Source organism: Psychrobacter sp. 1U1 (assembly GCF_051847535.1).
Taxonomy (GTDB): Bacteria; Pseudomonadota; Gammaproteobacteria; order Pseudomonadales; family Moraxellaceae; genus Psychrobacter; species Psychrobacter saeujeotis.
Map to the genome: position 1 here is coordinate 31,557 of NZ_JBPYDD010000006.1, position 23,059 is coordinate 54,615.

Here is a 23,059-nt window from a genome sequence, read left to right on the forward strand (position 1 = left end):
AAATTTTTTAAAAGCCTGTTGTTCAAGCCCTCTATTTAAGTAAATATGCAATAAGCAGACACTATGATTACAGATGTTGAAAAGACCAAAATAAAACCTAAAAAGACCCCAAAACAGAGGTTGTTATCCGTACTCAAAACCGTACTATTATATGGTTTTGTCTTTTTGGTCATCTATACTGCGATTAACTGGTGGCGACAGCCAGTCATGCCAGCCAACCCACAGCTACAATTGACGGACTATCAAGGCCAACCCGTTGATTTGGCTGCTATGAGTGCAGATAAGTCAACGCTGGTATATTTCTGGGGTACATGGTGTCCGATTTGTAGTGTGACTTCGCCAACGATAGACAAACTTGCAGCGTCTAATGACTATCCGGTAGTCACTGTCGCAATTAAGTCAGGTTCTGATCAAGAACTTGACAGCTACCTTAATGAGCATGATTATAGTTTTACAACGGTTAATGACCAAGACGGCAATATTTTTGCCGAGTGGCAAGGACAAGTAACGCCCTCTTATGTGGTCTTAAAAGATGGCGAGATGACGCAAGGGTTGACAGGCATTCAGCCGCTTTGGTCCCTTAAATTAAGGTTGTGGCTTAGCGCCAACTTTTGACCAAAGCTGCCTGTATTTGTTTATGAGGACTTAACTTATTTATACCCGTAGCCCTACGTAAATAGTTTGTTCTTATAAAAAGTGCTGCCTTATATTCCAGGCATGCTGACAAAATCTGGTAACGCTTTTATACGCTCTATCCAGTCTGTTATTGCTGGATAAGGCTTCAATGATACGCCGCCTTCCTCGCTAAGTGCCACATAAGGAAAGCACGCTAAATCTGCTAATGTTGGCCGGTCAAGCTCTAACCAATCACGGTCTGATAGATGTTTGTTTAAAATATCTAGAACACGAGCTGACTTATTCCGAGCTATATCAATATCAAGCTCGTAACCAAACTTATCATGCAGCCGTGCATCGTTAGGGCCTCTTGCAATCTCACTCTCAGCGACCATTAACCACTGAACAACTTTGGCCTCCTCAGCAGGCGTTGTTGGATACCAGTCTGTTCTATCGAACTTTCTAGCAAGATAAACCAAAATGGCTTGCGAATCTCTGAGAGTCAAATCACCATCAATCAACACTGGCACTTCACCAAACGCATTTCGTTCAATAGACGTCTCGTTCTTGTGCTCACCCCCCAAAAAATCTACTGAATGCAGCGTATAAGGTTGTTTTATCAATGCTAAGAACAGCCGAATCTTGTAGCAATTCCCTGATACCTCTAAATCGTAAAGCTCCATGTCTATTATCCTTTTACTGGTTGGTGTCATTGATTAGTCTCTATCATCCACCATATAATAACGAATATTTGACGTCAATTTAAATCACTGAAAACATTATTAAAATCACTGATTTTTTATATTGCAGTGCGGCTCATAATGAGTACAACAGTCACCATGTTCTTAAAAAATTAACCAATCAGCTCATCCAGCGCTTTGTACTCATAGTCTAGTGCCTTAGCAACAGCTTCATAAGTCATATAGCCTTGCATGGTATTGACGCCTTTTGCCAATGCTGCATCATCAAGACAGGCCTTCTGATAGCCTTTGTTAGCAAGTGTTTGTATGTATGTTAAGGTGACGTTAGACAATGCCATGGTAGAAGTACGTGGAACAGCGCCAGGAATGTTTGCCACCGCATAGTGGACGATACCGTGCTTTATGTATGTGGGACTATCATGAGTGGTGATACGATCTGTGGTTTCAAAGACCCCGCCTTGATCGACTGCAATATCGATGATGACACCGCCATCGTCCATAGATTCGATCATCTCCTTAGTCACCAGTTTGGGTGTCGCTGCGCCTGGAATCAATACGGCACCAATAACCAAATCACTGTTTTTGACACTCTTTGCGATATTGACCTTATTAGATACTAAAGTTTGTACGTTATTACCGAACATCTCGGACAGCTCTTTCAACCGCTGAGGATCTAAGTCTAAAATAGTAACATCAGCACGTAGCCCAACGGCAATTTTGGCAGCTTCCGTACCAGATACTCCGCCACCGATAATAGTCACTCTGCCCTTTTGAATGCCAGGGACTCCGCCAAGTAACACCCCTTTACCACCATAAAAAGTTTGCAAAAACTGCGCACCAATTTGTGTACTCATGCGTCCAGCAATCTCACTCATCGGTGTGAGTAGTGGCAATGAATTATCCATTAGCTGGACTGTCTCATAAGCAATCGCGGTCACTTTGTTGTCGATTAATACTTTGGCAAGCTCAGGCTCATTTGCTAAATGCAGGTAGGTAAATAGGATTAAGTCTTGGGTGAGATATCGATGTTCATCTGCTTGCGGCTCTTTTACTTTGATGACCAATTCTACGTCCCATGCTGTTGCCGCATCACTAACGATGGTCGCGCCCGCTTCTTTATAATCATCGTCAGTAAACTGTGAGCCTATGCCAGCATCCTTTTCAACGAGCACATCGTGACCATCATCGACTAGGACACTGACTCCATTTGGCGTTAAGCCAACCCGATTTTCGTTATTTTTCACCTCTTTTGGAATTCCTATTTTCATAATTTCATCTTCCTTGATGACAGTAGAGTGGTGTATTTAACTATAGAAAATAAGTGGTACAGGGTCAGTGTTATAAATACAGCCCAACAATGAACCATAAAGGTTATCATGCAGGAACTCACTGTCCAACGCAACAGCCCCTATAGTAGAGCTCTCTACTATAGGGGCTGTTTAACGATTTATGCAAAAAGACTGAGTACATCAATCGCATTGACTACGACATAAAGCGCTGTGCAGCTGGCATCTTAAGCATCAATATCCAATAGATAGCTCCTGCTGGAATCAAGCTTGCATACCAAGAGATGCTAGAGAACATCAACGCGACTACGATACCGGTAACCATGGCGATGACTGCGGCCATATTCACACCTTTATAAGGGCCGTCTTTGTCATAGAGCTTATCGATATCAAGTTTTTGTTTACGCAAGAAATAGAAGTCTACTACCAAGATTGCAAATAACGGACCTAAGAATGCCGAATAAGTTTGAATAAATAGATTCAAACCTGCGGCAGACTCGTCTTTTACCAGCTCCCAAGGGAAGGTACAGAAAGCTAGCAAACCCACAATAACAGCTGCTGTTTTATACTTAAGATTAAAGATATCCATTAAAGCATACGCAGGTGGGATAACGTTGTTTAAGATATTGGTCGTAACTTGCGCAAAAGCGATGAAAAGCATGGTGATAACCAATAAAGGCTTGTTATCGACAGCGCTAGAAAACACTTGAATAGGATCAACTTCACCAGTCGCACTAGTGACCATGACACCGATTAAACCCATAAATAGCGTGGCAGGCAAAATTGAGTTAGCATAGATGACAACTTGACGAAATAGCCCAACATTTTCGCGTAGCTCGCGCGAGTAATCAGATACGTTGAGCATCATTGTGCTATAGACCCCTAAAAACAACATCGTGGCACCCCAAAATGGTGTACCCCATGTGCCCTCGACATTGACAAGGTTAGTCGAAATCGTATCACCGTACTTGTTAATAACACTAAAAAACATATAAGCGAGTGAACCGATAATAAAAATCGAACCGATGTTTTCAAGCCATTTAATACCATGAAACCCAAGAACGGATAAACCAATTTGTAAAAATTGAAAGCCTACGAAGAATACGACAATGTTGCTATAGCCAAACAAAGTGTCGGATACTAAGTTTAGGGCACCAGCGCCGATCCAGCTTTGAAAACCAAACCAGACAATCGCTGGCACCGAACGTACCAGTGCCGGAATACGGCTACCTGAAAAGCCAAAGGCAGAGCGGGTTTGTACCATGAACGGTATGCCGTATTTGTGGCCTGCTCGACCATTAATCATGAGCGCAGCACCAATAACGGTACAACCAATTGCGATAGCCAATACTACCTGTAGCAGGTTTAACGTACCCACAAGTCCTGAACCAACGGTGAATGTGCCAATTGATACACATCCCCCCAACCATGCAAATAAATAAGACCATGAGCCCATAATACGCGTGGTTTGCGGTGCCAGACTCTCCTCCCCGATTGCCTTATTATCGAGGGTTTGTACTCCTGCCGCAGCGACGGCAACTTTCGCATTTTCCATTACGTTCCCCTTCCTTGAGAAAGTTTGTTGGTTAATCGTGGATTAATTCATCTTGGTTAATTTAATTCTCAATCGGTGCAGCATAAGCACCAACCTTACTGGTTTTAAGACCGCAGCCAATCAAAGCCTCAACCATGCGCGTAGCAACAGTGACACCATCAATAACAGGAACGCCAGTCTCTTTTGTCAGCCATTCTGTCAGATCTGCCATACCAGCACATCCCAAAACTACGGCCTCACAATTGTCTTCACGCACTGCACGTAAGATCTCATCACGAACCTTTTCACGTGCGCCAGAGCCTGGCTCTTCAAGCGCAAGTACTGGTATGGCAGCCGAGCGTACACGGCGGCAGCGATGTGATAAGCCATAACCATGGATAAGATCTTCAATAACAGGTACTGAACGCGGCAAAGTGGTTACGACACTGAACGATGTCGAAATCATACTTGCCGCCTTAACCGCTGCTTCACAAATTCCCAGTACTGGTCCTGAAAAGACTTCGCGGCAAGCGCCGATGCCTGGATCATCAAAACAGGCAACCACTACGCCATCGATGCCTTCTGCTTCTGCTTGTTGCAAACGTCTGATTAAACCAGGGACAGACATCGCTTCGTCGTGATGCCCTTGAATAGAAGCCGGTGCATCTGTACCAGAAGCACCAATAATGGTCGTGCCGACGCTGACTTTTTGACGCGCGCTTTCTACGATTTTGTCTGTCATAGACGTTGTAGAGTTTGGGTTCATAACTAAGATTTTCATAGCGACTCCCTATCTGTAAGTTTTGCTATTGGTTTCATTTTTCATTATTGGCTTTCGTGTTTTATTGTCCGCTTGTATATAATAATAGTTGTTAACAAACATTGTTAACTATTTTTGTTAACAAAACAATCAAAAAATTATAATATTTGTTGTAGAGCTAACAGCAGCACACTATAATTGCGCCTATGAATGTTATAAAAACCGAAAAAACAGCTTCTAGGATCGATGAGATGCCAGAGCAAACGATTATTAACTCAATCACTGCGGCAGTATCAGAGCAGCGGCTGCCTGCTGGAACAAAGCTGGGTGAACAGGTACTAAGCGATTTGTTTGACTGTAATAGAGCCAATGTCAGGCGAGCACTTTCTACGCTTGCTACGATGCATGTGGTGCAATTGCAGCCCAATCGAGGAGCCTTTATCTCAACGCCCTCGCCCAAAGAAGCTGGTGATGTCTTTGAAGCGCGTCGAATGATTGAACGTATGCTGGCACGTAAAGTGATCGAAAATATTACGCCAGATGATATTGTTGATATGCGTGCTATCATAGCTACTGAAGCCAAAGCACGTGCAACTGGAGACAAGCCTGCTGAGCTGCGCTTATCACGTACGTTTCACATGCGTTTGGCGATGATCGCTGATAATCAAGTTTTAGAGCGGTTTTTGAGCGAGCTGACGTTACGTACCACCTTAATTATCGGCTTGTACAACATGGCTGGCTCATCCCACTGTGCTGAAGATGAGCATCTTGAGATAGTTCAAGCTATTGAAGATAAAGATGAAGAACGCCTGTTGCTATTGATTGACCAGCACTTAAATCATTTAGAGGCTGGACTTGATTTTAAAACTTCTACAAAGCCTTTTTTCAATTTAGCAGAGCATTTAACCATCATACCTGTTTGAAGGAATAAAAAAGCCTGTGATACAGCCAAATGATAATATTGCAGGTATTCTCCGTCTCTTGTGCCAAACCTTTTCCTTTATGCATACAACAGTTTGCTGACTGCGCGGTCTATACTGGCATCCTGTTGTAAGCTACACCAAAATTTAACCTTTTAGCCTATTGTCATGGCAAGATACTTAACTATAACTCAAGCCTTCACACCATTTTTGTCCTAGTAATCGCCTGATGTTGTCGGTTAGCCCCATGCATGATAGCCCCTATTTTTAGTCCCTCTTTTACCCTATAATGAGTAGCTTTGATTTTGCTAAACCTGTCTGCTGGTTTATAAGTCACCACATAATATATTCCATCCCAACCCTTATCTTTCCACTGTATAAATAGAGACAAAGACGAAGACTATGACCGAATCTATCGACTATAAAGACACACTAAATCTTGCTGACACACCTTTTGCCATGCGTGCAAATCTTGCCAAACGTGAACCTGATTGGCTTGCAGCATGGGAAGCTGACGATGTGTACGGTAAAATTCGTCAAGCACGTATAGGCGCAACCAAATATATTTTGCATGATGGCCCTCCCTACGCAAACGGTCAGATTCATTTAGGTCATGCAGTCAATAAAGTGCTCAAAGACATTATCGTTAAATCAAAAACGCTATCAGGCTTTGATGCGCCTTATGTGCCCGGTTGGGACTGTCATGGTTTGCCTATCGAGCAAAAGGTGGAAGCCAAAGTCGGTAAAGTTGGTCAAAAAGTCTCTGCCACTGAATTCCGTGGTCTGTGTCGTGAATACGCAAGCACTCAGATTGAATTGCAAAAAGCGGACTTTAAGCGTCTAGGGGTATTTGGTGATTGGGATAACCCTTATCTAACCATGAACTTTGCGCAAGAAGCTAATATCGTACGCGCACTGGCTAAAATCTATGACAACGGTCATGTGACCCGCGGCATGAAGCCTGTGAACTGGTGCTTGGATTGTAGCTCTGCCTTAGCTGAAGCAGAAGTTGAATATCAAGATAAAGTCTCTGACGCTATCTATGTCAGCTTCGATGTACTTGATACCGAAAAGGTTGCGGCGCTAAGTGAAATTGATGGCAACATTGCCGCTGTCATTTGGACAACCACGCCTTGGACGCTACCTGCTAACCAAGCGATTTCAGTACATCCTGAGCATGACTATAGTATAGTCGCAACTGAAAAAGGTAATTTTCTCTTCGCCACTGATCTGATTGAAACGGCATTAACCGAGCTTAAACTCAGTGATGAAGGCGTATTGGCAACCGTATCAGGACGCGAGCTTGAAGGTTTGCGTGCTCAGCATCCCTTGATTGTAGATCGTCAAGTACCGTTTATCTTAGGCGATCACGTGACTACCGATAGTGGTACAGGTCTGGTACATACTGCTCCTGGTCACGGTCTTGACGATTATATCGTGGGCCTTAAGTATAACTTACCAGTTGAAAACCCAGTGGGCGGTACGGGCGTGTATTTGGACAGCGCGGCGGTATTCGCCGGTGAGCACATTTATAAAGCCAATCCAAAGATCATCGCCACTTTGCATGACAACGGTCATCTCGTTAGTCATACCAAGATTGAACATAGCTATCCGCATTGCTGGCGCCATAAGTCGCCCATTATCTTTCGCGCAACGCCGCAGTGGTTTATCAACATGGAGACCAAAGGTTTACGCGAGCGAGCGCTTGCCGATATCCCATCAGTCAATTGGACGCCAGTTTGGGGGCAAAACCGCATTGAATCTATGATGACAGGTCGCCCTGACTGGTGCATCTCACGTCAGCGCACCTGGGGCGTACCGATTGCCTTTTTTACTCATAAAGAAACAGGCGAGCTGCATCCAAAGACGCTTGAGCTGATGGAGATGGCCGCACAAAACATCGCCAAAGGTGGCGTTGAAGCATGGTTTGATGCCAGCTGTGAAGACTATCTAGGCGATGAAGCTGCTGATTATGACAAATCTACTGACACCTTAGACGTTTGGTTTGACTCAGGGACGACGCATTTTGCGGTACTTGAACAGCGTGATGAATTGACCAACCCCGCTGATATGTATCTAGAAGGCTCTGATCAGCATCGCGGTTGGTTCCAGACTTCACTATTAACGTCTGAAGCAATGTACGAGCGCCCACCGTTTAAGCAAGTATTGACCCACGGCTTTGTCGTTGATGAAAACGGCCGCAAGATGAGTAAGTCACTTGGCAATATCATTACGCCACAAGACGAGATTAATAAAACAGGCGCAGATATGCTGCGTTTGTGGATCGCCTCTAGCGACTATCGCTATGAGATGAGCGCAGGTAAGACGGTGTTTAAAGGCGCAATCGACATGTATCGCCGTATCCGTAATACCTTGCGTTTTTTGCTTGCCAATACCGACGACTTTAATCCTCAGACTAATAGCATTGCTATGGATGAGCTGGTCAGTCTTGATAAATTTATTATTAAACGTACGCAAGCGGTACAAGCACAAATTGTCAGTGCTTATGATGCCATGGACTTTCACCAAGTCACCCAGCATATTGCCGCGTTTTGTTCGCAAGACTTGGGCAGCTTCTATTTAGATATTATTAAAGACCGTCAGTACACCACTCAAACTGACGGACAGCCGCGCCGCTCTGCGCAAACCGCTATTTATCATATTGCTCATGCACTCATTCGCTGGATTACGCCGATTTTGTCGTTTACTGCCCAAGAAGCTTGGGAAGTATTGCAAGGTAAAAACGGGCAAGACGCCGGCTATGTGTTTACCCAAGAATGGTACGAGTTCCCAGCATTCGAGCTCAGTGCCATCAGTAGTGAGGACTGGCAACGTATCATGCAAGCCAAAGACATGGTTAATAAAAACATCGAGACTGCACGCGGCGATAAGATCATTAATGCTAATTTGTCCGCTGACGTCACCCTGTATGCCGATGGCGCGATGCATGAGAGCCTAGCAAAACTTGGTGAAGAATTACGGTTTGTCTTGATTACCAGTAAAGCGACTTTGGCTCCAATAGCTAAAGCTCCCAATGATGCTAAGCAAACAGAAGACAGCTCAGCAGACTTGACTGTCAATGTGAGCGCGGCCACTGGCACAAAATGTATACGCTGTTGGCATATCCGTGATGACATCGGTACAGATCCAGCACACCCTGAATTATGTGCGCGCTGCGTAACCAACGTCGCTGGCAATGGCGAGGTGCGTCACTATGCCTAATCCAACGGAATCATCCGACAATCAACGGCCGCAGGTTGAGGCCGACGGCTCGCCCAAACCTGCCCATGCAACCACGGGTAGTTCATCGACGCCCAAAGGACGTTTGACTAAAACACCAAAAGTTATCGCAAATGGCAGTCGTGCCTTTATGTGGTATTTGCTGTCGCTTGCCGTGCTTATCATCGATCAATGGACAAAATGGCTAGCTGAAACCAAGCTGACTTTTCATGAGCCCGTACCCGTTATCGAGCCGTTTCTTAATTGGACCTTAGCGTACAATTATGGCGCTGCTTTTAGCTTTTTGGCCGATGCAGGCGGTTGGCAAAAGTGGTTTTTTGCAGGTCTTGCTCTAATCATGTCGCTGTTCTTGATAGGCTATCTGATAAAAGCCCCGCGCCAAGCCAAGCTACTATCTACAGGTCTAGCATTGGTACTTGGCGGTGCAGTTGGTAATCTGATAGATCGCTTGCTACATGGTCACGTCATCGATTTTATCCATGTGCATAATGCGGATGTCTGGCATTATCCGATATTTAACATTGCCGATATGGGTATCAGTATCGGTGTGGCGATGATTGTCATTGATATGCTATTTTTAGAAAAGAAGCGTGAAATTTAGCAATGATAATCGTAGATAGTTTTTAGATTGGGAAGGTGGGTTTACGAATACGTAACCCGCCTTTTCTTTTGCCTGTTGTTTTTGATAAATTAACGTGTTGGAGCGGCTCTTGCTACACGCTATTATCCTACCTCCCATGAAACTTCTCACGCTTTGATAACTTCTTAAGATAAGCCTTAACATGCTCTGGTAATTCAACTCCTAGCATTTTTACCCACGTAAACAGCTGCTGATAATAAATGTCTGCTAACGTAAAGCTGTCCCCTGCTATATAGTCCTGCTCATCTAACCAAGCGTAAGCAATGGGTAGCGCATTTTGGATACACTTCATGCAGTTATCAGCCGTACCCTCGGGCCAGCTCTCAAAGTTTTGTAAAACTTTAATTTTGGTCAATATCCATAGATAACTTTCCAGCTCAATCATGCCAAAGGAGATGACTTGACGCAGTTTGTAGTTTTTCTCTGCGTAGTTTTCATCGTCTCTGTTAGGCGTAAGTGGTTTATCAGGATGCAAGTCATTAAGGTATTCAATGATAGCCAAAGATTCTGTAAATACTTTGTCATTATGAGTTAATGCTGGGATTTTACCAAAAGGATTAATTGCTAGAAACTCAGGACTTCTTTGCTCACCTTTTTTGGCATCTATCTCTTTAACTTCATAATCTAGGTCAAGCTCGCTTAGTGCCCAAATCACAGTCTCCGCTCGACTTGGCTGGGTATATTTGTACAGAGTAATCATTATAATTTACCTTGTTATGATTAAAGTCCATTTACCTGTTTGGTTGTTTATAGATCTATAGAATTGAGCTGATAAAATACAACTTATTATAACCATATAACATACAAGCCAATGATGGAAAATAATTTAGAATAAGTTATAAAATAATATTATTGAACTAATAAAAAGGTTTTTTCTATGTCAAACACTCAATCAAGACCTATTTATCAAAAGAAAATTTCTGCTTCTAAAAATCCTAATATTGAGCCCTCTAATGTTGTGACTTTGTCAGTATTACAGGCAGACATCACCACCTTAAACGTCGATGCCATTGTTAATGCTGCCAACTCAAGTTTGCTTGGTGGCGGCGGTGTCGATGGTGCAATTCATCGGGCAGCGGGACCTAAGCTACTTGAGTATTGCCGTACATTAAATGGCTGCCAGACTGGCGATGCTAAAATCAGTCCAGCATTTGACTTACCCTCCCAGTATGTGATTCATACTGTAGGCTCTGTTTGGCATGGCGGTCATAGTAGCGAACAAGCACTACTTGCCCGTTGTTATCGAAAATCTTTAGAACTGGCAACTCAAAAAGGTCTCACCAGTATTGCCTTTCCATCTATTAGTACAGGCGTCTACGGTTACCCCATTGATAAGGCAGCTAAAGTTGCAATCGATACAGTCAGAGAGTATGTGCAAAACGGTTTAGAACAAATGGATGATTTTTCAATTTGTGAAGTGATCTTTTGCTGTTTTTCAGCCTCAGATACAGCCGTTTATCAGCGAATACTGGCGCAAATTTAAACCAACGCTCTACAATAACTCGGTTAAAAAATCTAAGCTGCCGCCCATTATGACAAAGAGCAGCCCTGCTAAATTGATAATGACCGTCAGATAGTAGGTCATGCGAAATTCAGGCTTTTGTGATTTGTGTCGCAAATACGTCTGTGCGACCATCGCTCCGACCCAGCCACCAAGCATGCTAAGCAGGTGTAGTGTTAATTCAGGCGTACGCCAATCGCCACTTTGGGCTGCGGCTTTATCTTTGGCATACATCATATAAGTGATAAATCCTAGTGCTATATACCATGCAACCACCAGCCAACTTATCTCACTGGTCAATGCAAGTAGTATAAGCACGCCATAAAAACCGGCACCAAGGAGCAAACGTTTTTTTTGCCCATTCTCAAACTCAGCTTGTGCCGTGCGTTGTTGATTACGTTTACGGATTTGACTGTTTTTCTTCGCCATTTGTTGTTGTACATATTCAAGCTCTTGTACTTGTCTTGCCTGCACACGACCTTTATTGTCTTGTCCGACCGTAAAGATGACAGACTCACCAATCTTAGGGCGACGCTGTGATTTAAATTCACTAATATGAAAAAATACGGACTCATCATTTTCAGTATTAATAAAGCCAAAACCTTTATCGTCTTGCCATTTTTTAATCGTGCCCTGTTGCCTATCTGCCATCTGTTTTTGCCTCTGTATTAAACAGTCAAATATTGTAAACTATTTAGGTTACATTATTAACGCTTACATTAATGGTTAATTGTCTTATCATTTCTTACACTATACACATCAAATAATTCCTCATTACTTTTATGACTAATGGCGCTTGATTATGACTGACTCCCAATTTATCAATCCAAATGAAGACACACGTATTACTCACGGTAGCCTTGTTAAGCTTCATTTTGAAGTGTCTCTAGAGAACGGTACCATCGTTGACTCAACCTTCCACCGTGATTCACCTGTCAAGCTTACCATCGGCGATGAGAGTTTATTGCCAGGTTTTGAGCAGGTACTGATGAATCTACGTGCGGGTGACACGCGCTCAGCCCATCTTGAGCCTGAGCAGGCTTTTGGTGAATGGAATCCTGAAAACATCCAGCACTTTAGTCGCACTCAGTTCGCTTTAGTCACCGATAATCCAGAAGTTGGCATGTTGGTCGAATTTGAAGACAAAGGTAAAAACACTTTGCCAGGTACGATCAGTACTATCAATGACGATGAGATAGAGGTGGACTTTAATCATCCTCTTGCTGGTCAATCCGTGCTATTTAAAGTCAAAGTCTTTAAAGTTACCCCACCTGGGGTGACTGGCGTCCAACTAATGTAATAATGAAACGTACTCTAGAGAACAACAACCCTTTTAAAAAGGACATTTATATGCAATATCAGACGCTTCCACAAATCGATGAACAAGTCTCTAAAATCTGTCTAGGTACGATGACTTGGGGCCAACAGAACACCGAAACTGAAGCACACGCGCAAATGGACATGGCGCTCAGCGAAGGGGTAAACTTTTGGGATACAGCTGAGATGTACCCTTCACCGCCAGACAAAGACAAGCAAGGTGATACAGAGCGTTACGTAGGCACATGGTTTAACCAGACCAAACAGCGTGACAAGGTCATACTTGCCAGCAAAATGTCACCAATGAGCTTTTTGCGTGACGGTCAAACGCGTTTTAACGCTGAGCAAATCAGTAGCGCGATTGATAGTAATCTTGAGCGTCTACAAACAGATTATATCGACATCTACCAGTTGCACTGGCCTGAACGCCAATCCAACTACTTTGGACAGCGCGGTTATACTGAAGATATGGCAGCGCAGCCACTAGAAGACCTCACGCCGTTTTTGGAAACCATCAGTGCTTTAAATGATGAAATTAAAAAAGGTCGTATTCGTGCTTATGGGCTATCGAATGATACTGCTTGGGGTCTGATGCGCTATTTATGGGAAGCGGATAAAAATGGACTAAAAGCGCCGATTACGGTACAAAACCCTTACAGCCTACTTAACCGCTTATATGAAGTAGGCATGGCGGAGATTGCACACCGCTCAAACGTTGGTCTGCTCGCCTACTCTCCGCTTGGCTTTGGCGTCCTATCAGGTAAGTATTTGGATGGCAAACGTCCAGAAGGAGCACGCCTGACGAAATATGATCGTTTTGAGCGCTATGTCAACGAGCAAGCACAAGAAGCAACCGCCCAGTACGCTAAGATAGCCGCAGATGCAGGCTTAGATATGGCACAGATGGCACTGGCTTTTGTTAACTCACGCTCATTTGTCACTAGTAATATCATTGGGGCCACCAACCTTGAGCAGCTAAAGTCAAATATTGACAGTATTCATCTGACTTTAACCACTGATGTATTAGATGCCATAGAAGCGGTACATACGCGCCAACCCAACCCATCTCCATAGACTGGTCAGCCTCGTATTTATACGGTCAACATAAGGTTGTTCATTGTTGATATCAAAAAGGCGCAAATCGCTCTAGTAACAATAGCGATTTGCGCCTTTTCTTATGCTATCCCTATCAAGATTAGACATGAATTCTTAAGCGTTAGGTGACGTGCTAAGTACTCTTGAATGTAGTTCAGTCAAACCTTCTTGCATACGCTTTTGTAGCTCGTTGGTCAACTCACTCTTACTGCGGCCGTTTGGATCTAATGGTTCAAGTGGTAGTACATAAGCGGTCACGTTTTTACTATCAAGGACCCGTTTAATGCTGTCTTTCATCGTAAGCTTGCCATAATAAGGCAGTGCTTCACTTAAGGTACCATCTTTATTAACATAGCATAGTACAAGCGGTTGAATCGGTACATCCGCGTCGATTGCTGCTTGTAATAAAGTACCGTGAATACGCTTCACTTTTTTGCCATCAGTGGTGGTCGCTTCAGGAAAGAATATAACTGAAAAACCTTCATTTAAAAAACTGGCAATTTGCGTTGTCACTGAGCCTACGTCGCCAGAGCCACGTTTGATAAACACTGTGCCTGCTGCATGGACAAGCTTACCAAAGATAGGCCAATCGCCAATTTCTGCCTTTGACAAAAAGAAAGCAGGGCTGACAGTACCAACTACAGGGATATCCATCCACGAAACATGGTTAGATACCCATAGGCCGTGATACTGCGGCACAGGCTCAACCTGGACAATCTTGACACCGAAAGAGCCTGCCATCTTGCGACAAAAAGTCTGAATATAGCGTGGTAACGTCTCACGTGGTGGTTCACGAAAAGCACCAATACGCTGTGCTGTGCGCATACCACCTGCGATAGTCGTCGTCATGCCAGCTATTTTTTTGCCGCGGCCCACCTGCTTTCTGAGCGAAAACTTTGATTTAGATTGGCTCATCTGTGCCCCTCATGATTAGATAACGGTTTAAACAATTACCTGAACAAATTAATACTTAGATAAATGAAAATGTTGATTCAGCCTAAAAATTAATACCCTTATATGAAGGACAAAATTAAGCCAAAAAACGAGGTAAGTATAACAAAGTTTTGTGAGTCAGTGACGATTTGTTCACTCAGTCTTCTTATGCTACTGTGGGACCAGCACGTTCTTCGTTTTCTCAAGGTTTAATACTATTTTATCAGCCGTTTTTATATTTATTGATAAAAAAGTTAAGATAACAATATCATCGATAGCGAGTTACCCTAAAAGCGCTGTAACATAAAATCATCGCTAATTATTTTTATACGCTTTAATATCAAGACATCAGACCATATATAGACCTTAACTGAACGCTGCTGACATGCTATATTTTTATACAATAGTAGCGATTTATTTACTCTATTCAGAGGTGAGAATTTTTGGAATATTTTGAAAGACACTCAGGTGGCGAACGTGCCATTATCGTACATTTAGACATTCGTCAAATCCAAGATCCTGATGATTTAAGCGAATTTGAGTTGTTGGCAGATTCGGCAGGGGCTGATCGTCTGGCACTAGTCACCGGATCACGTTCAAGACCCGATGCCAAATACTTCGTCGGCAGTGGTAAAGCTGAAGAAATCGCTGAGCTGGTTCGTGAACATGACGCTGATATTGTTCTGTTTAACCACAACTTATCGCCCTCACAAGAGCGTAATATTGAGACCCTAGTAAAATGCCGCGTACTTGATCGCACCGGTTTAATTTTAGACATTTTCGCTCAGCGTGCGCGTACTTATGAAGGTAAGCTGCAAGTGGAGCTTGCGCAGTTAAACCATCTGTCTACCCGCTTGGTACGCGGTTGGACGCATTTGGAGCGTCAAAAAGGTGGTATTGGTCTGCGCGGGCCAGGTGAGACTCAGCTTGAGACCGATCGCCGTTTGTTACAGACGCGCGTCAATCAGCTGAAAAATAAGCTCGATAAAGTAAAGCAAACTCGTGCTCAAGGTCGAGCCAAACGTCAAAAGTCAGATGTACCTACTATATCTTTGGTTGGCTATACCAACGCTGGTAAATCAACTTTGTTTAACCGTCTAGTTGATGAAAACATCTATGCCGCAGATCAGCTATTTGCAACCCTAGACCCTACGCTGCGCCGCCTAGACTGGCAAGGTGTTGGTCGGGTCGTGCTTGTTGATACGGTAGGTTTTGTTCGTCATCTGCCGCATGAATTGGTTGAGTCTTTTCATGCGACTTTGGAGGAGACGCTAGAGGCTGATTTATTGTTACATGTTATTGATTCCTCTAGTGAAGATATGCATGAGCAAATCCAGGCTGTCAAAGATGTCTTGGCTGAGATTGATAATGATGTTCCTGTACTCAACGTTTATAACAAAATCGATTTAACCGATGAGCCTGCACATATAGGCTATGCAACTGAAGGTAAGCCCAATCGCGTTTATGTGTCTTCAAAAGATAACTTAGGCATGGAAGAGTTGTCACTTGCTGTACAGCAGTTATTAACAGGTACATTGACAACGTTTGACTTGACGCTTCCTTATGATGCCGGTCAGCTCAAAAATACGCTTTATGAGTTAGGGGTTATTCAAGCAGAAAGCTACGATGACACAGGACACGAATGCTTAACCATTCGTCTACCAAGTGATAGACTCAAGCAAATACTAGGGCAAGCAAACTTATCGCCGATTGATGTCTTACCATTAGCGCAAGCAACCCTATTGATGCCTACACTTGAACCATTTGAACAGGATATTAATACTGAGCAAGCGACGACTGATGGTGATGATGGTTTTGGAAATACGGATGGCCAAGATATCAATGAGCCTGTTGATATTGATGACTCCTCAACGACTGATTCATCATCTTAGCCAGTTAAACAAGGTATGTAGGCTTGGTCCAACAAAGGCCTGTACTTGCAACGTTTGCATGTACAGGCCTTTTTTAAGTCACTTTTATTGTTTGACGAACAAGTATTTTTACCTTATTAACGTGCTCAAACCTTACTAGTTAAATCTGTGTATTCAGCGAGGTTTATTAGTTTATTCAATATGTATATAATCAATCGCAAAGTCAATAAAGCGTCTGGTTATCTTTGTATAATACTTACCACTCTATGCTATAGCGCTTTTTTCTGTGCCAACAATGCAACTTCTACCTTATTTCCAACACTGACTAATTGCTATTTTGGCAAGGATTGTTTATGAAAGCTAGCTACTCCTCGTCTATGCCGCCATGGATTGCATTAATAATTACACTATCTATGGTCATTATTGTCCGTGAAACAGCCGTTGTTGTTTGTCAGTGGGCGGGTATTGAAAAAGCAGCCAATGTAGTCGGCTTGGTAGCGATGTTTTTTATTCTTGTAGCATGGCGGATACTCAAAGGTTTACCTAACTGGCTGACCAAAGCCAGTAATACGCTACTGGTTGATAGTGGCTTTGCATTTTTGCCAATATCAGCTGGCGCAGGTTTACTGCTTTTTGCGTTAGGCGATGAGCTATGGGGAGTCATGCTAACCATGTTGATTAGTACGCTGATACCTCTTTGGGGGCTTGGCCTACTTGCCAATCGTTGGTTAAGTAGTGATGTCAGTATCAATGACGACACTATTACTGAGCATAAAAAGCCATAATAGGCTTAGGAGAGACAGCATGAGCTTTGATAGTGTATTTATAGCTACCTTGGCAGCGATATTACTCACCTTAGCCGCACACGTTATTGCTCGCGTATTGGCAAGGAAGATATCTTGGTTACCAATGGTCATTACTGCACTCGTCTTAGTCATTGTATTTTTGTTTATTTCACGGTGGGATTACAATGATTATTATAGTGTTGCCAAACCTGTCTTTGACCATTTATTAGGTTACGTCACCGTATTATTGGCTGTGCCACTAGCCGCTATGAGCTTCAAAGGGTTACCTGTCAAAAGCTTGACCAATATTGTAGTCATCGCTAGTGTGGTCGGCGCCCTCCTACCCATGTCATTGGCTTATCTATTTTCGTTAAGTCATGACACCTTATTAGCCTTCGCTACTCGTTCTGTAACGACCCCTATTGGCCTTAGTGTGGCAGATTTGATAAAAGCGCCTTTAGCAATGGCCAACTTAATTATCATTGTGTCAGGTTTAATAGGCGGCATGCTGGCTCGGTTCTTATTTCGCAGTATAGATGATGACCGCGCTAAAGGTTTGGCATTAGGATTGGCCGCTCATGCGTTTGGTACAGTAGAAGCTTGGCAAATCAGTCATACAGCTGGACGTTATGCTGCTTTTGGACTGGCAGTCAACGGTTTACTAACAGCAGTTTGGGTGCCTATCTTTATCAGTGCCTTAGGCATTTAAAGTTTGGTGCTTATAAAGCATATAAGATTAGTCAATCTTAAATTCAGTCACTTTTAAAACCAGTCACTCGCAAACCCGATATGTGTCTTATTTTAAAAACTTATGTCTATCAGAAATGTCTAAACCTATATAACTGTTTGTCTTTCGCTTGTCCTTATAACATTATAATCAGATTATAAGTAAACGTATTTATCAATCTTGTTCAAAATAAAAATAGCGTTAATATCTGATTTTTCTAAATATTTATTAAAAATATTTAGTGCTTATTCCAAACCAAGGTTATAGGGTTAAAAGTTATTTTATGATATAGTAAGCAACTATTATCTTTTGTATCTATTGCAAGTGATTTTGGTTAGACGTAATTTTGTTGGCTATTTATGGCAGTCATTGGTGTGACAACCTGCAGCTACTAATAATGGCTTTATTAAACAAAACATTACGCCTATAAGCAGAGTAATTTGCTGTTATTCGATAAAAAGTGATATTTTCTATGATAAAAATTGCCCCTCTATTTAACCGTTTTCTGTCTCCTTTTATGTTGACTGCTATCGCTCTATCTACCCTCTCGGTTACCGCTCAAGCTGGTAACATGTACATATATAAAGATAAGGGTGGCCAAGTTCTCTTAACGAACGTCAATCCGACTGGTAATTTTGATAAGTTTACTAAAAAAGTAAAAGTGACTTATTACAAAGACTCAAAGATGTATGACGGTGATAGTAGTAGTAACAGCTATAGCAGTAGCTCTGCTAGCAAAAGCGGTAGTCGCGATGCTTATGATAGCTATATTCGTGCCTCTGCTACTCGGCATGGCGTTGATCCAGGCCTAATGAAAGCGATGATGCACACTGAGTCAGCTTTTAACCCTAATGCTCGTTCTCCTGTGGGAGCGCAAGGTCTTATGCAATTGATGCCTGCTACTGCCAGTCGCTTCAAAGTCAGCAATCCTTGGAATCCTGCTGACAATATTGAAGGCTCAGCTAAATACATTGCTTGGCTTATGCGCCGTTTTAACAACAATATAGAGTTTGCGATAGCAGGTTACAATGCTGGAGAAGGTAATGTCGATAAATACAACGGTATACCACCTTTTAAAGAAACTCGTAACTACGTCAAAAAAGTGATGAGTCGTTACCATAGCTTATACAAGAACGACTCAGGTCTGTCTGATAATACTATGAGCGCTAATAATGCTACTGTTAATAGCAACAACAATAGTGGTGGGATACAAACTGTCAGTTACGGCACTAGCAACAACAGTGGCAGTGCCAGTTATGCCAATTCCGCCTACGCCGCTTTGCGCTAATATTGAAAGTAAGACATATATTTAAATATTAAAACCTGTACACAAAAAAGCCCGCTCATCTATTAGCGGGCTTTTTATTTTACGATCTAAATACAGTCAGTTGATGGATGCTAAATACAAACTTATTGATTATTTAGCATCCACCGCGACCTGTAATATATTTTAAAGCTTACTTGTTAGCAGCTTGGGTAGCAGCAACTTCAGCAGCAAAGTCTTCTTGCTTTTTTTCGATGCCTTCGCCAACTTCTAGACGTTTAAAGCCAAGTACTTTTACACCTTCAGCTTTTAGTACATCGCCTACTTTTTTGTCATTGTCCATGACGTATGGTTGACGTAGTAAGGTTACTTCGTCTAGGTACTTACGTAGACCACCTTCGATCATTTTTTCAACGATGTTATCAGGCTTGCCAGATTCTTTAGCTTTTGCTTCGATAATGTCTTTTTCGCGTGCTAGTACGTCAGCTGAGACATCTTCATCATTGACAGCAACAGGGTTGAACGCTGCGATGTGCATGGCAAGGTTTTTGCCAGTTTCTTCATTGCCGCCTTCATACGATACCACAACACCGATACGTAGACCGTGACGGTATGATGCGATATTGTCGCCTTCAATAGTTTCAACACGGCGAACCTGAATGTTTTCACCGATTTTCTGTACTAAAGACACACGTGCTTCTTCAACTGTTTGACCGTCACCATAAGGCAATTCAGAGATTTTAGCTACGTCAGTCACGTTGTTTTCTAGAGCAAGGTTTGCGACTTTTTCTGCAAACGCTGTGAAGCTATCATCTTTTGCTACAAAGTCAGTTTGGCAGTTCACTTCCAACAAAAATGCTTTTTTGTCACCTTGAGCGATGATAATAGCACCGTCAGCTGCGATGTTACCTGCTTTCTTAGCTGCTTTCGCTTGACCAGACTTACGCAAGTTATCGATAGCAACTTCGACATCACCATTTGCTTCTTGCAGTGCTTTTTTACATTCCATCATGCCAAGACCAGTACGGTCACGCAATTCTTTTACCATTTTGGCAGATACTTTTACTTCTGACATAAGAGTTACCTTAGTATTGTTATGTATGAGGGGCTTAACGTCGCTGATGTTTTACTATTTACGAGCTATGTATAACAAGGGAGACATAGACAGCTATACTTAGTTGTGAAAGAGCTATCCATCAACAACAAAGCATGACGAGTCAAACTGCATCATGCCTATTGTAAGCTTGTATGTTGTTAATAACCTAATATGGATATAGACAGATACACTATCAAAATATCCTTTCAACGTTAGACCTTAACGAGCAGTCATTTATTCTGCTGGCGTTGTAGCGTCTGCGTTATCTTCAGCTGGTGCTTCTTCAGTTGTAGAAGCTTGCTGTGCAGTTTGCTCTTGGTCAGATTTGCCACCAGCTTGAGTCTGTGCATACTCTTTACCAGCGATGATCGCATCAGCAATAGAAGATACATACAAAGTCACAGCGCGAATAGCATCGTCGTTTGCTGGAATAATATAATCAACGTTGTCTGGATTAGAGTTTGTATCAACAATACCGATAACTGGAATACCTAAGTTCTTAGCTTCTTTGATCGCGATCGCTTCATGATCGACGTCAACAACGAAGATTGCATCAGGTAGGCCACCCATATCTTTGATACCACCTAATGAACGCTCAAGTTTTTCCATATCGCGAGTACGCTCTAACGCTTCACGCTTAGTAAGCTTAGCAAACGTACCGTCTTCGCTTTGCTTCTCAAGCTCTTTTAGGCGAGTGATTGACTGACGTAGTGTTTTCCAGTTAGTCAACATACCACCTAACCAGCGGTGATCAACATATGGCATACCAGCGCGTCTAGCTTGCTCACGAATGATACCGCTAGCAGCGCGTTTAGTACCAACAAACAATACTTTGTTTTTCTTAGCAGCTAAGCCGTTTACATAAGTCAATGCTTCATTAAATGCTTTGACAGTATGCTCTAAGTTGATGATGTGAATTTTGTTGCGTGCACCAAAGATGTAAGGACCCATTTTTGGATTCCAAAAACGTGTTTGGTGACCGAAGTGAGCGCCAGCTTGTAATAAGTCGCGCATCTCAATTTTGGTTGGATTGTTTGTAGCCATGTTAAATATCCTGTTGGTTGGGTTATGCCTCCACATCACAAAAACTACCTATTTAGCGACACGCATTTGCTTACGTTACACACTATATCAATGCAACGTCGTAATACTCTACTATATGCAAATTAATCAAGTCACCAAACACCCAGTAATTTTTTACCATGATGTGTGTGTCATTGGTTGATTTAAAAATTAAGCTATTACTTAAAAAAAGTATATTCTAAAAATAGCTGCGCTGTATTTTATCATAACTGCCTATTAATTATAAACAATTACTTTGACGATATGTGTTACATACTTAAATAACAGACAATAAAACCAATGACTTATTAAGAAAACACAAAAAAACGACGCCTATACGTCGTTTTTTAATGATGGCCAATTTATTGATTAGCTTAAGCGATACAAATACCTATGACTGCTTCATAACCACGCCATGTAAAATTGGTAATATAACTATGACGTTCTTTTGGCAAATAAGACACACTTGGTGCACCTTGAACGATATGTGGGGGTGAGATAATAAACTCTGGACCAAATTCGGTACGAGCATTACCAGATATCGTGTTGGCCATTTCACCAAGTAAGTCCTTCATCATTGTAATCGATGAGTCAGGCTCACCCATTATTTTGATCACTTGGCGCAGCATGTTGCTGGGAGCGCTGACATAAACGCAGCCTTCAAGAGGACCTGATATTTCAATAACACCACTATAGTCATAACCGATAGTGCTTTTATTGTTATTCAAATAAGGGGTATTAATAGCCACTTGTGCGTCATCAATTTGTGCAAAAAATGCATTAATCGAACTTAGGAACACACCTAACTTTTCTACTTTAACCATAATATATTATTATCCATATCCAACATATGCCCGCAACATGTTTAATCTTGCAGACAAACTACAATTTCGCCGACTTGCGATAGCCAAGTAATAGGAATAATAAAGGAACGCTCTTCGCTAGGTAATACGATACTTTGCGGCGCCCCTTTAAATACGAATGGGACAGAGATGTGAAACTCGGCTCCAAACTCATTGCGTGCATTACCAGCGATAGTATTAGCCACTTCACCTGCAAGATCCATGTAAATCTCTTCACTATTTTCAGTTTCGCCCATACTGTTTAATAAAGAAGTCAGTAACTCGCGTGTTGCTGAAAAATACACCACACCTTTCTGGACACCTGATATTCCAATCACACCTGTATAGTCGTGAACTTTTGGCTGTTTGTTTTCTAACAAATAAGGCGTATCAGCGATGAGCTCTGAACCTCCGAACTGATTAAAATAGTTACTAATAATGTTCAAAAAAATTTGTAGCTTTTGTTCTTTCATAATGACATCTGCTTAGGTCGTTGGATGATATTAGTCTTGTACCAGCTCATACAAAGACTCTACGAGATCTTCTTCTGAAAAAGGTTTACATAAAAACCCACTAGCACCAAGCGATAATGCTTCGATGCCCGTAGATTTATCTGACAATGCCGATACCACCAAAATTCGTACATCAGGATCAATAGCGATGATCTTTTCAATGCATTCAAGACCATCCATCTGTGGCATGGTTAAATCCATAGTAATGACATCAGGACGATGCGTATTGAACTTCTCAATAGCTTGAACACCGCTGGTTGCCGTCGCAACCAACATAAAATTTCCTGAGTCATAAGCCCGCTGGATGCGGTTTCGAATGATATTGGAATCATCAACAATCATTAGTTTATACATAACG

23 protein-coding genes are annotated in these 23,059 nt (G+C 42.3%); 11 read left to right on the top strand and 12 right to left on the bottom strand.

Going from position 1 to position 23,059, the window contains the following annotated elements:
• The first annotated feature begins 63 nt into the window (after positions 1–63).
• A complete protein-coding gene (locus tag ACS8FB_RS10200) occupies positions 64–615 on the top strand; it encodes a protein disulfide oxidoreductase (RefSeq protein WP_439262670.1) in 552 nt (183 codons plus the stop codon).
• 89 nt (positions 616–704) lie between these two features.
• Here the strand turns inward: ACS8FB_RS10200 and ACS8FB_RS10205 are convergent, their stop codons facing one another.
• The 4 genes from ACS8FB_RS10205 to ACS8FB_RS10220 form a co-directional block, all read right to left on the bottom strand.
• Positions 705–1,298 (bottom strand): glutathione S-transferase family protein, encoded by a 594-nt coding sequence (locus ACS8FB_RS10205; protein WP_439262672.1) that lies wholly within the window; start codon positions 1,296–1,298, stop codon positions 705–707.
• A gap of 170 nt (positions 1,299–1,468) precedes the next feature.
• Entirely contained in the window at positions 1,469–2,584 is a 1,116-nt protein-coding gene (gene ald, locus ACS8FB_RS10210) for an alanine dehydrogenase (RefSeq protein ID WP_439262674.1), read from the bottom strand.
• Between the two features lie 214 nt (positions 2,585–2,798).
• A complete protein-coding gene (locus ACS8FB_RS10215) occupies positions 2,799–4,157 on the bottom strand; it encodes an NCS1 family transporter (RefSeq protein ID WP_439262676.1) in 1,359 nt (452 codons plus the stop codon).
• A gap of 61 nt (positions 4,158–4,218) precedes the next feature.
• Positions 4,219–4,917, bottom strand: coding sequence for an aspartate/glutamate racemase family protein (locus tag ACS8FB_RS10220; RefSeq protein WP_439262678.1), 699 nt, complete (start codon positions 4,915–4,917; stop codon positions 4,219–4,221).
• Between the two features lie 230 nt (positions 4,918–5,147).
• Here ACS8FB_RS10220 and ACS8FB_RS10225 point away from each other — a divergent pair, with 230 nt between their 5' ends.
• The 3 genes from ACS8FB_RS10225 (at position 5,148) to lspA (ending at position 9,657) form a co-directional block, all read left to right on the top strand.
• A complete protein-coding gene (locus ACS8FB_RS10225; protein ID WP_439262679.1) occupies positions 5,148–5,819 on the top strand; it encodes a GntR family transcriptional regulator in 672 nt (223 codons plus the stop codon).
• A gap of 399 nt (positions 5,820–6,218) precedes the next feature.
• On the top strand, positions 6,219–9,038 hold the full coding sequence (gene ileS, locus ACS8FB_RS10230) for an isoleucine--tRNA ligase (RefSeq protein WP_439262681.1): 2,820 nt from the start codon (positions 6,219–6,221) through the stop codon (positions 9,036–9,038).
• A complete protein-coding gene (gene lspA, locus ACS8FB_RS10235; RefSeq protein WP_439262683.1) occupies positions 9,031–9,657 on the top strand; it encodes a signal peptidase II in 627 nt (208 codons plus the stop codon). Before ileS ends, lspA begins: the two co-directional genes overlap by 8 nt.
• A 127-nt stretch (positions 9,658–9,784) precedes the next feature.
• Here lspA and ACS8FB_RS10240 read toward each other — a convergent pair whose 3' ends face one another.
• On the bottom strand, positions 9,785–10,396 hold the full coding sequence (locus tag ACS8FB_RS10240) for a glutathione S-transferase family protein (RefSeq protein WP_439262685.1): 612 nt from the start codon (positions 10,394–10,396) through the stop codon (positions 9,785–9,787).
• A 177-nt stretch (positions 10,397–10,573) separates the two neighbouring features.
• Here ACS8FB_RS10240 and ACS8FB_RS10245 point away from each other — a divergent pair, with 177 nt between their 5' ends.
• On the top strand, positions 10,574–11,179 hold the full coding sequence (locus tag ACS8FB_RS10245; protein ID WP_439262687.1) for an O-acetyl-ADP-ribose deacetylase: 606 nt from the start codon (positions 10,574–10,576) through the stop codon (positions 11,177–11,179).
• 9 nt (positions 11,180–11,188) lie between these two features.
• On the opposite strand, the gene ACS8FB_RS10250 is transcribed toward ACS8FB_RS10245, so the two are convergent.
• On the bottom strand, positions 11,189–11,848 hold the full coding sequence (locus ACS8FB_RS10250; protein WP_439262689.1) for a DUF1294 domain-containing protein: 660 nt from the start codon (positions 11,846–11,848) through the stop codon (positions 11,189–11,191).
• A gap of 151 nt (positions 11,849–11,999) precedes the next feature.
• Between ACS8FB_RS10250 and fkpB the strand changes: the two genes are divergently transcribed.
• Both fkpB and ACS8FB_RS10260 read left to right on the top strand, forming a co-directional pair.
• Entirely contained in the window at positions 12,000–12,497 is a 498-nt protein-coding gene (gene fkpB, locus ACS8FB_RS10255; protein ID WP_439262691.1) for an FKBP-type peptidyl-prolyl cis-trans isomerase, read from the top strand.
• A 50-nt stretch (positions 12,498–12,547) separates the two neighbouring features.
• Positions 12,548–13,588, top strand: a complete 1,041-nt coding sequence (locus tag ACS8FB_RS10260; RefSeq protein WP_439262693.1) for an aldo/keto reductase — start codon at positions 12,548–12,550, stop codon at positions 13,586–13,588.
• Between the two features lie 135 nt (positions 13,589–13,723).
• Here the strand turns inward: ACS8FB_RS10260 and ACS8FB_RS10265 are convergent, their stop codons facing one another.
• Positions 13,724–14,524: a lysophospholipid acyltransferase family protein gene (locus tag ACS8FB_RS10265; RefSeq protein ID WP_439262694.1), complete on the bottom strand. Its 801-nt coding sequence runs from the start codon at positions 14,522–14,524 to the stop codon at positions 13,724–13,726.
• Between the two features lie 461 nt (positions 14,525–14,985).
• Between ACS8FB_RS10265 and hflX the strand changes: the two genes are divergently transcribed.
• From hflX to ACS8FB_RS10285, 4 genes are all read left to right on the top strand, one after another.
• Positions 14,986–16,434, top strand: coding sequence for a ribosome rescue GTPase HflX (gene hflX / locus ACS8FB_RS10270; protein ID WP_439262695.1), 1,449 nt, complete (start codon positions 14,986–14,988; stop codon positions 16,432–16,434).
• Between the two features lie 332 nt (positions 16,435–16,766).
• Positions 16,767–17,198 carry a CidA/LrgA family protein gene (locus ACS8FB_RS10275; RefSeq protein WP_439262697.1) on the top strand — a complete coding sequence of 144 codons (432 nt, stop codon included), beginning with the start codon at positions 16,767–16,769 and terminating at the stop codon, positions 17,196–17,198.
• Positions 17,199–17,217: 19 nt separating this feature from the next.
• Positions 17,218–17,907, top strand: a complete 690-nt coding sequence (locus ACS8FB_RS10280; protein WP_439262699.1) for an LrgB family protein — start codon at positions 17,218–17,220, stop codon at positions 17,905–17,907.
• A 490-nt stretch (positions 17,908–18,397) separates the two neighbouring features.
• A complete protein-coding gene (locus tag ACS8FB_RS10285; protein ID WP_439262700.1) occupies positions 18,398–19,213 on the top strand; it encodes a lytic transglycosylase domain-containing protein in 816 nt (271 codons plus the stop codon).
• A gap of 169 nt (positions 19,214–19,382) precedes the next feature.
• On the opposite strand, the gene tsf is transcribed toward ACS8FB_RS10285, so the two are convergent.
• From tsf to ACS8FB_RS10310, 5 genes are all read right to left on the bottom strand, one after another.
• A complete protein-coding gene (tsf, locus tag ACS8FB_RS10290; RefSeq protein ID WP_299218101.1) occupies positions 19,383–20,264 on the bottom strand; it encodes a translation elongation factor Ts in 882 nt (293 codons plus the stop codon).
• A gap of 255 nt (positions 20,265–20,519) precedes the next feature.
• Positions 20,520–21,329 carry a 30S ribosomal protein S2 gene (gene rpsB / locus ACS8FB_RS10295; RefSeq protein WP_439262702.1) on the bottom strand — a complete coding sequence of 270 codons (810 nt, stop codon included), beginning with the start codon at positions 21,327–21,329 and terminating at the stop codon, positions 20,520–20,522.
• Between the two features lie 392 nt (positions 21,330–21,721).
• Positions 21,722–22,171 (bottom strand): chemotaxis protein CheX, encoded by a 450-nt coding sequence (locus ACS8FB_RS10300; RefSeq protein ID WP_299218105.1) that lies wholly within the window; start codon positions 22,169–22,171, stop codon positions 21,722–21,724.
• A 41-nt stretch (positions 22,172–22,212) separates the two neighbouring features.
• On the bottom strand, positions 22,213–22,662 hold the full coding sequence (locus ACS8FB_RS10305; RefSeq protein ID WP_439262704.1) for a chemotaxis protein CheX: 450 nt from the start codon (positions 22,660–22,662) through the stop codon (positions 22,213–22,215).
• Positions 22,663–22,692: 30 nt separating this feature from the next.
• On the bottom strand, positions 22,693–23,055 hold the full coding sequence (locus ACS8FB_RS10310) for a response regulator (RefSeq protein WP_439262706.1): 363 nt from the start codon (positions 23,053–23,055) through the stop codon (positions 22,693–22,695).
• Positions 23,056–23,059 lie beyond the last annotated feature (4 nt).